At 68.5% G+C, this 4,243-nt stretch carries 5 protein-coding genes; all 5 read left to right on the top strand.

Annotated elements, in window-relative coordinates:
* Nucleotides 1-418: substrate-binding domain-containing protein (locus ACFTWP_RS41310; protein WP_380270337.1), on the top strand; the 418-nt coding region annotated here is incomplete at its 5' end.
* Between the two features lie 130 nt (nt 419-548).
* On the top strand, nt 549-1,913 hold the full coding sequence (locus ACFTWP_RS41305; RefSeq protein WP_380270336.1) for an ABC transporter substrate-binding protein: 1,365 nt from the start codon (nt 549-551) through the stop codon (nt 1,911-1,913).
* A complete protein-coding gene (locus ACFTWP_RS41300) occupies nt 1,913-2,911 on the top strand; it encodes a carbohydrate ABC transporter permease (protein ID WP_380270335.1) in 999 nt (332 codons plus the stop codon). The genes ACFTWP_RS41305 and ACFTWP_RS41300 overlap by 1 nt, the downstream gene beginning before the upstream one ends.
* Nucleotides 2,908-3,828, top strand: coding sequence for a carbohydrate ABC transporter permease (locus ACFTWP_RS41295; protein WP_380270334.1), 921 nt, complete (start codon nt 2,908-2,910; stop codon nt 3,826-3,828). The genes ACFTWP_RS41300 and ACFTWP_RS41295 overlap by 4 nt, the downstream gene beginning before the upstream one ends.
* 212 nt (nt 3,829-4,040) lie before the next feature.
* A partial coding sequence (locus ACFTWP_RS41290) for a LacI family DNA-binding transcriptional regulator (protein WP_380270338.1) occupies nt 4,041-4,243 on the top strand: 203 nt, incomplete at its 3' end.

The raw sequence follows: 4,243 nt of genomic DNA, 5'->3' as shown, positions 1-4,243 counted from the left end.
CCACCCCGCCATCACCCTGCTCCCCGTCCTCTACGACAACGACCTGCCCGCCACCGCCGCCTCCCAGATCCAGGCCACCCTGGCCGCCCACCCCGACCTCGGCGGGGTCTTCGCCGGCAACACCAACACCGCACAGGGCGTCGCCACCGGCCTGCAGGCCGCCGGCAGGCAGGGCAAGGTCAAAGTCGCCGCCTTCGACGCGGAACCCGACGAGGTCACCGCCCTGAAGAGCGGCACCCTGGACATCCTGGTCGCCCAGGACCCGGCCGGCATCGGCACCCAAGGGGTCGACCAGGCGCTCGCCGCCATCGAGAAGAAACCGGTCACCGCACAGGTCGGCACCACCATGGTGGCGATCACCAAAGCGAACATGGACGACCCCGCGATCAGCAAGTACATCTACAAAGCCGCCTGCTGAACCCGACGGCGTCCCCTCCCCCGTACTGCCACACCGCCGCACCGGCGGATCCGGGCCGGTGCGGCACCCGGCCCCTCACCTCGCGGCCCGCCCCGACTGACGGGCGTCCCAGCTCACTTACGGAGGCACCATGTCCGATGTCAACTCCGCACACGGCGACGACGCCAGGCCTGCGCCGTCACGCAGAGCACTGCTCAGGAACGCGGCCGTCGCGGTCGGGGCCGCAGCGGTGTCCGGCGGTCTGCTGACGGCCTGCGGCAGCGACGCGAAGCCGACCGCCTCCGACGGCGCGGCGCCGGGCCCCGGCACGGTCGGCGGCGCGGTCACGTTCGGGTCCAACTACTCCGACCCGTCAGCGAAGTCGGCCTTCGAGGCGCTCACCACCGCGGCAGCAGCCGCCACCACCGGCAAGGTGGAGATCAAGATCAACACTGTCGACCACAACACCTTCCAGCAGAACATCACCAGCTACCTCCAGGGCACCCCGGACGACCTGTTCACCTGGTTCGCCGGCTACCGCATGCAGTACTTCGCCGCGCAGGGCCTCGCGCAGCCGCTGGACGACGTGTGGGAAAAGATCGGCGGCAACTTCGGCGAAGCCGCCCGGAAGCTCTCCACCGGGCTGGACGGTCACCAGTACCTGGTGCCGCTGTACAACTACCCGTGGGTCGTCTTCTACAACAAGAGCCTGTTCGCCAAGCACCAGTACACCGTGCCGGCCACCTGGGACGAGTACGTGGCGCTGGCGAAGAGGATGAGGTCCGACGGTCTGGTACCGATCGCCTTCGGTGACAAGGACGGCTGGCCGGCGCTCGGCACCTTCGACATCCTCAACATGCGTGTCAACGGCTACGACTACCACATCAAGCTGCTGAAGCACGAGATCCCGTGGACCGACCAGGGGGTGTTCAACGTCTTCCAGCACTGGGCCGAGCTGATGCCGTACGTGCAGAGCGGTGCCAACGGGCGGATCTGGCAGGACGCGGTGAAGAGCCTGGAGAGCGGCGGCGCCGGCATGATGTTCCAGGGCAGCAACCAGGTCGCCGCGCAGTACGTCACGGACAAGGCCGACCTCGCGGACCTCGACTTCTTCACCTTCCCCTCGGTCAACCCGCAGTGGGGCCAGGACTACATGGACGCCCCCACCGACGGGTTCATGCTCAGCCGCAAGGCCCGGAACCCGGCCGCCGCCAAAGCCGTCCTGGAGTACATCGGCAGCGGTGGGGCCGAGGCCGAGTACCTGAAGACCGACCAGTGGGACGTGGGCCTGGCCAAGGGCCTGCAGGTACCGACGTACAACGCCATCCAGCAGAAGTCGGTCGCCGAGATCGGCAGGTGCAAGGCCGTGGCCCAGTTCATGGACCGCGACGCCGACCCGGCGATGGCCACCGCGATGATCTCGATCATCCAGAAGTTCATCGACGACCCGAGCACCGGTGGCATCGCCGCCCTGCAGAAGAGCGCGGAGGCCCAGGCGAAGGCGATCTACTCCTGATGAGCTCCCGCTCCCAGACGCCCGACCGGGCTCCGACGACAACCCCGGCCGGCCGCCGGCCCCGGGGTGTGCGGACACTGACGCCCCGCGACCGGATCGTCGCCGCCGTCCTGCTGGGCGTCCCGCTCCTGCTCGACCTGGCCTTCGTATGGCTCCCGGCGGCGGGCACCACGCTGCTCTCCTTCACCCGGTGGAACGGCGTCGGGTCGCTGCACGCCGATCCCTGCCGGCCCGACGTACCGGCGGTGCTCAACAACGGCTGCCTGTACGGCATCCAGAACTACCACCAGGCCTCCACCATCAGCCCCGAGTTCTGGCCGGCCGTCCGGCACAACCTGATCTGGCTGGCCGTCTTCGTGCTGGTCGCCACGCCGCTCGGCATGCTGTTCGCCGTGCTGATCGACCGCGGCATCCGGGGCAGCCGGATGTACCAGAGCATCCTCTTCCTGCCGGTCATGCTGTCGCTCGCCCTGGTCGGCATCATCTGGGAGTTCGTGTACTCCCAGAACTTCGGGCTGATCAACACAGTCATCGGACGCAACGGAGACGGCGACGCCATCGACTGGCTCGGCAACCCACACCTCAACCTGTGGGCGGTGCTGACCGAGGCCACCTGGCGGCAGGCCGGGTACGTGATGGTGCTCTACCTGGCCGGCCTCAAGGCGGTCGACCCGACGCTGCGTGAAGCCGCCATGATCGACGGCGCCAGTGCCTGGCAGGCCTTCCGGCGGGTGATCTTCCCGGTGATGCGGCCGATCAACATCGTCATCATGGTGGTCACCGTCATCGAGTCGCTGCGCGCCTTCGACCTGGTGTACATCACCAACAAGGGCATCAACGGCCTCGAACTGCTCTCGGTGCTGGTCACCTCGAACATCGTCGGGGAGACCCAGCGCGTCGGTTTCGGCTCCGCCCTCGGCGTGGTGCTGCTGGCGATCTCGCTGGTACCCATCAGCATCTTCCTCCACCAGACCTTCCGCCGGGAGGAGTCACCGTGAGCCCCGACACCCTGACCCGGGTCACCGTCCCCCGCGCGGGCACCGCCGGCCCGGGGGCGAGGCGCCGCCCGCGCGGCCGGATCGCCTCGCAACTCTTCCTGATCACGGCCTCGGTGCTGTGGCTGCTGCCGATCGCCTTCACCCTCTACGTGGCCGTCCGCCCGTACTCCGACACCCGCAGGTACGGCTACGTCTCGCTGCCCAGGCACCTGACCCTCCGGAACTTCACCGACGCCTGGTCGCAGTCGGACATGCCGCACTTCTTCTGGAACTCCGTCCTGATCACCGTGCCCGCGGTGATCGTCGTCCTCGCCCTCGCCTCGGGGGCGGCCTTCGTCCTCACCCGGCTGAGACTCAGGGTCAACGTGGCCCTGCTGATCCTCTTCACGGCCGGCAACCTGCTGCCGCAGCAGGTCATCATCACCCCGCTGTACAGGCTCTACCTGAAGATCCCCGTGCCGACGGCCCTGGCCGACAGCGGTCTGATGTACAACTCGGTCTTCGGGCTGATCGCCATCAACGTGGCCTTCCAGCTCGGCTTCTGCGTCTTCGTCCTGAGCAACTACATGAAGTCGGTCCCCGGTGAAATGTACGAGGCCGCGCTCGTCGACGGAGCCGGCCTGTGGACCCGGTTCTGGCGGCTCACCCTGCCGCTCTGCCGGCCCGCCCTGGCGGCCCTCGCCACGCTGCTGACCACCTGGATCTACAACGACTTCTTCTGGGCCATCACCCTGATGTCCTCGGGCGACAAGCGTCCGGTGACCTCCGCCCTCGCCAACCTGCAGGGGCAATTCGTCAGCGATCAGAACCTGATCGCGGCGGGGGCGATGATCGCCGCGGTCCCGACGCTGGTCGTCTACCTGCTGCTCCAGCGGCAGTTCGTCGCCGGTCTCGCCCTCGGGTCGAGCAAGGGCTGAAACCTCCGGCCGCCACCGACCGACGGACAGTCGGTCATCGGAATTCCCGTGTCACCGGGCGGGCCGGGGCCGGCCCGCCCGGTGACACTCCGCCATGACCGTTGGCCTGCGGTGCCGGGGCATCGGGCATCGTAAGATGCACACTCCGACGCCTGCGCCGACCGGCGGGACGTCGGGAGCGTGCCGAGGAGGAGCCTGTGAAGCGCCCGACGATGAAGGACGTGGCCCAGGCGGCGGGGGTCAGTCTCATGACGGTCTCCCGCGTGGTCTCCAACGAGCCGGGAGTCTCACCCGACACCGCCGCGCGGGTCGAGCAGGCGGTGCGCAGACTCGGGTACCAGCGCAACGACAACGCGCGCAACCTGCGGCAGAAGAGACTGGGGACGTCCACGATCGGCCTGGTGGTGGACGACCT

It is taken from the genome of Kitasatospora sp. NPDC057015 (assembly GCF_042673745.1).
Lineage (GTDB): Bacteria > Actinomycetota > Actinomycetes > Streptomycetales > Streptomycetaceae > Kitasatospora.
Note: the sequence above shows the minus strand (reverse complement) of the source record. Positions and strands in the feature narration are given on the sequence as shown.

Coding starts and splice junctions, on each gene's coding strand:
- ACFTWP_RS41305 (WP_380270336.1), top strand. CDS start 549: ATGTCCGATGTCAACTCCGCACACGGCGACGACGCCAGGCCTGCGCCG.
- ACFTWP_RS41300 (WP_380270335.1), top strand. CDS start 1,913: ATGAGCTCCCGCTCCCAGACGCCCGACCGGGCTCCGACGACAACCCCG.